5 protein-coding genes and 1 pseudogene are annotated in these 4,844 nt (G+C 42.2%); 3 read left to right on the top strand and 3 right to left on the bottom strand.

The window, feature by feature from the left end; translation table 11 throughout:
* Positions 1-97, top strand: a pseudogene (locus PN470_RS12345) (glycine--tRNA ligase subunit alpha); the annotation flags it as partial.
* A gap of 54 nt (positions 98-151) precedes the next feature.
* On the opposite strand, the gene PN470_RS12340 reads toward PN470_RS12345, so the two are convergent.
* The gene (locus PN470_RS12340; RefSeq protein WP_271936122.1) at positions 152-1,075 is read right to left on the bottom strand and encodes a serine/threonine protein kinase; all 924 of its coding nucleotides are present in this window, start codon (positions 1,073-1,075) and stop codon (positions 152-154) included.
* A gap of 293 nt (positions 1,076-1,368) precedes the next feature.
* A complete protein-coding gene (fabI, locus tag PN470_RS12335) occupies positions 1,369-2,145 on the bottom strand; it encodes an enoyl-ACP reductase FabI (protein WP_002740281.1) in 777 nt (258 codons plus the stop codon).
* A gap of 214 nt (positions 2,146-2,359) precedes the next feature.
* Between fabI and ntcA the strand changes: the two genes are divergently transcribed.
* Together ntcA and PN470_RS12325 are read left to right on the top strand one after the other, a co-directional pair.
* A complete protein-coding gene (gene ntcA / locus PN470_RS12330) occupies positions 2,360-3,037 on the top strand; it encodes a global nitrogen regulator NtcA (RefSeq protein WP_002750097.1) in 678 nt (225 codons plus the stop codon).
* A 7-nt stretch (positions 3,038-3,044) separates the two neighbouring features.
* Complete coding sequence (locus PN470_RS12325; RefSeq protein ID WP_271936119.1) at positions 3,045-4,532, top strand: DUF3084 domain-containing protein; 1,488 nt, start codon at positions 3,045-3,047, stop codon at positions 4,530-4,532.
* A gap of 13 nt (positions 4,533-4,545) precedes the next feature.
* On the opposite strand, the gene PN470_RS12320 is transcribed toward PN470_RS12325, so the two are convergent.
* Positions 4,546-4,844: Uma2 family endonuclease (locus PN470_RS12320; RefSeq protein WP_271936117.1), on the bottom strand; the 299-nt coding region annotated here is incomplete at its 5' end.

Here is a 4,844-nt window from a genome sequence, read left to right as displayed (position 1 = left end):
GTTAGGAATTAACCCAGAAGATCACGATATTCGCTTCGTGGAAGATAACTGGGAATCTCCCACCCTCGGCGCTTGGGGTGTGGGGAGATGGGGGGTTGGGGAGAAAAAAGCTGCCGACTGTCTCCTGTATCCTGTCTCCTGACGGTTAAAGTCATTGACTTACTTTTAACTGTAAGCGAAAGTGGACGGGGGTAGAAGACTGGGGGAGAATAACTAATTCATAAAATCCCTCTTCGGGTAATTGACCAGACCATTGCCGATCGCTAGACTTATCTAAAAGGGTAATATTACCCGTGGGAGAGTAGAAAGATAGTAAAACTTCGCCTTCCGCCTCTAAATTTAAGTTTAACCGATCACTGGAACGCAATTTTATTGCATAGGCTTTTCCTTGTCCCTGGCTGAGAATTGCCTCGATAACTTCCTCCCCCCCCGCGTCTAAACTTTCGATCGCTTGGTAGGATAGGCCAGACTGTAAAGATTGTAACTGATTCCAGGCCAAACCACTCCATAGTTGACCCAGGCTTGTGTCAAAACTTGGTCTTTCTGTCAACTCGGGAAATAACTGAAAAAAGGCAGTATCAGTGAGTAAATTAAAGACTCTACCGCTTAAGCGTAATTGATTCACTTGTTCTCGCCATTTTTCTCGCTGTTGCTCGTTGTAGCTACCTAATGCTTCTCTAGTGCCAGAATCGAGACGTTCTAAGCGATCGAGTATTTCTGCTCCTAGAATGTCTCTTTGTTCCTGTTTCTGTTTTTCCTCTTTGATATCCCCATAGCGGAGGTTAAACAATTCATTGACGAGATTTTTAAAAAACTGACTATCAATTCCCAACTCTAGACGACGCTTTCTCATCTCAGTTTTCCGTTGCCATGCCGTATCTGTGGCAGAATTAAAATTATTTTCCTCCGTGGCAAAAACGGGTTTAACGGTTTCGTGTTGATTGCTGTGTTTAACCCACTGTTTCCCAATTAACCAGCCTATTGCCGCCGATAATAACATCAAGAGGCAAAAAATAGCGATTCTGCCAGAACAGCCGAGAAAAACGGGCGATTTATTCCGAGAATTGGCGGCCATTGTCTTCTTAGACGATTTAGGGTTTTGGTCTGTAAAGATGAGATTAACACAAATAATAGGCTAAGACGCATTTTAATCGCCTATCCTGAGATTCGCCGAATCTTCCCCAATCCCTTCACCAATGCAAAAATGAAAAGCATCATTGAGAAATTGTTTGAAAATAGGGAATAAATTGTGAAAAAATTAAATGAACCTTCAGACCGATCACAATTAACCCCAAAGAAGTCAAAAATCCCCCTTCAGAACCCCGTGACACTAATAACTAATAACTAATAACTAATAACTGAATAAAACTACATTCCCATAATTTCGTAACCGGAATCTACATAAATAATCTGACCGGTAATACCACTAGAAAGATCACTGGCTAAAAAAGCGGCCGTATTTCCTACCTCAATTTGTGTCACGGTGCGATGTAAAGGAGCGATTTCTTCCACATGATGGATCATATCAAGAATTCCCCCCACGGCCGAAGATGCTAAGGTGCGAATTGGACCGGCAGAAATACCATTAACTCGGATCTTTTGGCCACCTAATTCCGCAGCTAAATAGCGAACACTCATTTCTAAACCGGCTTTTGCCACCCCCATTAAATTATAGTTAGGAATTACCTTGACACCGCCGAGATAGGTAAGAGTGATAATACTTCCCCCTTCCGTCATCAAGGGTTTAGCCGATCGCGCTAGACGGGTTAGGGAAAAAGTGCTAATATCTAGGGATTTAGTGAAAGCTTCCCGGGGGATGGCGGTAAAATCGCCCGTTAAACCCTCTTTATCGGCAAAAGCGAGACAGTGAATCAAAATATCCAGTTTACCCCATTTTTCCGCCACTGTAGCGAAAGTATCTTCTACCTGTTGGTCATTTTGGACATCGCAGGGGACATAAAAAGCGGGATTAAGTTCATCGGCCAATTCTCGCACTTTTTTCTCAAAACGGCCTTTTTCGTCGGGGAGATAGGTGACACCGATATTTGCACCAGCTTGATGGAGTTGTTGAGCAATTCCCCAAGCGATCGAGCGATTATTGGCAATTCCTGTCACTAGGGCGTTTTTTCCCGTTAAATCTAACATAGTTCTCGTTTCTCTTACAAAAATCTCCCCAATAGCCGACCCCAGCGAGATTCGGTATAATAGGGATACAGATAACGGGGCAGCAATGATCACCCCTCCCCTATTGTCTGGCAAAAAGCGCCCAAAACTTTTCCCAGTTTAGCGAGCGGTTGTGTTTAATAGAGGTGACACTCGTTGGATAATAAAAACAATTTTCCCCTTTTTTGGATGTGAGATGGACTTATCATTAATACAAGATAAACCCCTAGCAGATGTGTTCCGTCGAATCGGCAGCGGCAATTTCCCCCCGGTGGTGGAGTTGTTCGAGCGTGGCAAAACGATCTTTTTCCCGGGAGATCCCGCCGAAAGAGTCTATTTTTTGCTGAAAGGAGCCGTTAAGTTATCGCGAGTCTATGAAGCGGGAGAGGAAATTACCGTGGCTCTACTGCGGGAAAATAGCGTCTTTGGTGTGCTATCCTTACTGACTGGTCAGCGATCGGATCGTTTTTATCATGCCGTGGCTTTTACTCCGGTAGAATTACTCTCGGCCCCGATCGAGCAGGTAGAAAGATCCCTCCGCAATAATCCCGATTTATCAATGTTGATGCTGCAGGGGTTGTCCTCGCGGATTCTGCAAACGGAAATGATGATCGAAACCTTAGCTCACCGGGATATGGGTTCACGTTTGGTCAGTTTTTTATTAATTCTCTGTCGTGATTTTGGGGTTCCCACCACCGATGGCATCCGGGTGGATCTAAAATTGTCTCACCAAGCGATCGCCGAAGCGATCGGTTCTACCCGCGTCACTGTCACCCGTTTATTGGGAGAGCTGCGGGATCAAGAAATGGTCTCAATTTACAAGAAGAAAATTACCGTCCATAATCCCGTCGCTCTCAGTCAACAATTTACCTAAATTCTGGATGACTAGCGCTTATATTTTAGTTTTGGCCATCGTGGTTTTAGGTGGTCTGATAGCTGCGGTTGGCGATCGTATAGGTAGCCGTATCGGTAAGAAAAGGATGCGTTTATTTAATCTGCGTCCGAAACAAACCGCAACTTTGATGACGATTGTAACGGGAATTTTGATCGCCGGTTCGACTTTAATTGTCTTATTTGCTTCTAGTAAATCCCTGCGTCAAGGGGTTTTTGAACTGGATCGTCTTTTAAATGAACGTCGTGCCGCTATTAAGGATTTAGAAAGACAGGTGAGAAAAACCACCGAACAAAAAAATCAGGTGGAAAAGGCTTTAAAAACGGCTAAAAGTGAACAGATAGCTGTGCAGAAACGTCTAGAGGTTCTTAACAAAAATTATCAAGCTTCTCGTCAACGTTTGCGGTTAGTTTCGGGACAGTTGGAAAAGTTCCGCAAGGAAGTGGCTAATTTAAATAATGAACGAGTTATTTTAACTAATCAAAAGGCACAGTTAATCAGTCAACGGGATCAATTGTCCCAACAAAAATCAATTCTTTCTAGTCAGATAAATCAACTACAAACCACAGTTCAAGTTAGAGATAAAGAGTTAGCTAATCAACAAAAATTATTAACAACCAGACAAGCGCGACTTCAACAGTTGGAAACTCAACAAAAAACCCTACAGCTAGAAATTGATCGCCGGGATCAACGCATTGGAGAACTCGATCGATCGATTGTGGATAAAAATTTTGCTTTGGAACAGCGCGAGGGAAAATTAAAAGATTTAGAAACCCAAATGGCTTTTCTTAAGCGGGAAGTGGAAGTTTTAGAACAATACTATCAAACCTATCAAGAATTGCGGGAAAAACAAATCGCTATTTTCCGGGGACAGGTGTTATCTTTTGGAGCTTTTCGTATTGTCGATCCCCAAGCTATTGTCGCTGTTATTGATAAGTTATTGCGGGAAGCGAATATAAATGCTATCCGTGCCACCCAACCGAATCAGCCTAATTTTGACCAGCGTTTAGTTAAGATCACAAAAGCACAGGTAGAACAGTTAAGTCAACAATTACAGGACGGTAAAGAATATGTGGTGAGAATCCTTTCCGCAGGTAATTATGTCTTAGGAGAAAGCGAGATTCGTGTCTTTGCTGATGTGGTTCCCAATCAAAGAGTTTTTGAGGAGAAACAGGTGATCGCTACCGTTTCTATTGATCCCCAAAATATGACAGAAGAAGACCTACAAAAGCGATTAGATTTACTCTTAGCTTCGGCTCAATTTCGCGCTAGAAGTGCGGGAGTTTTAGGGTCAATTCAAGTGGAAGATGGTTTATTAACTACGGTAGTTAACTTTATTGGTCAAGTGAAAAAGTCGGGTAATTCTATCGAGACACTTGAGGCAGTTGCTGCTAGTAAAACTAATACATCTGGACCTTTAACTTTGCGTTTAGTAGCGGTAAAAGATGGTAAAATTGTTTTTAGTACGTCTTCTTAAAAGATAGCTAAAGTTAGGATTTGAGATTAAAATCAACTCCTTCGTAAATATCGACAAGATTTAAGCTAATTCCTAAAGAATCTAGGGATATAATTCCCCTTGCTGGGGTGTATTCTTGCAGTAACCAATTATTTTCCGAGGTTTTGCTATAGGATTCTATTAATATCTCCCCTTGACTGACGAGAAGATATTGGTTTAATTGGGGTATAGAACGATAATAACGAAATTTATCACCCCGATCATAACTAGAGGTGGAAGGGGATAAAACTTCGATAATTACACAGGGATTTAAAATTTCATCGTTGCGATTAT

It is taken from the genome of Microcystis sp. CS-574, from assembly GCF_028329095.1.
In the GTDB taxonomy this organism is placed as follows: domain Bacteria; phylum Cyanobacteriota; class Cyanobacteriia; order Cyanobacteriales; family Microcystaceae; genus Microcystis; species Microcystis ichthyoblabe_A.
This window is presented reverse-complemented; position numbering and strand designations above follow the sequence as displayed.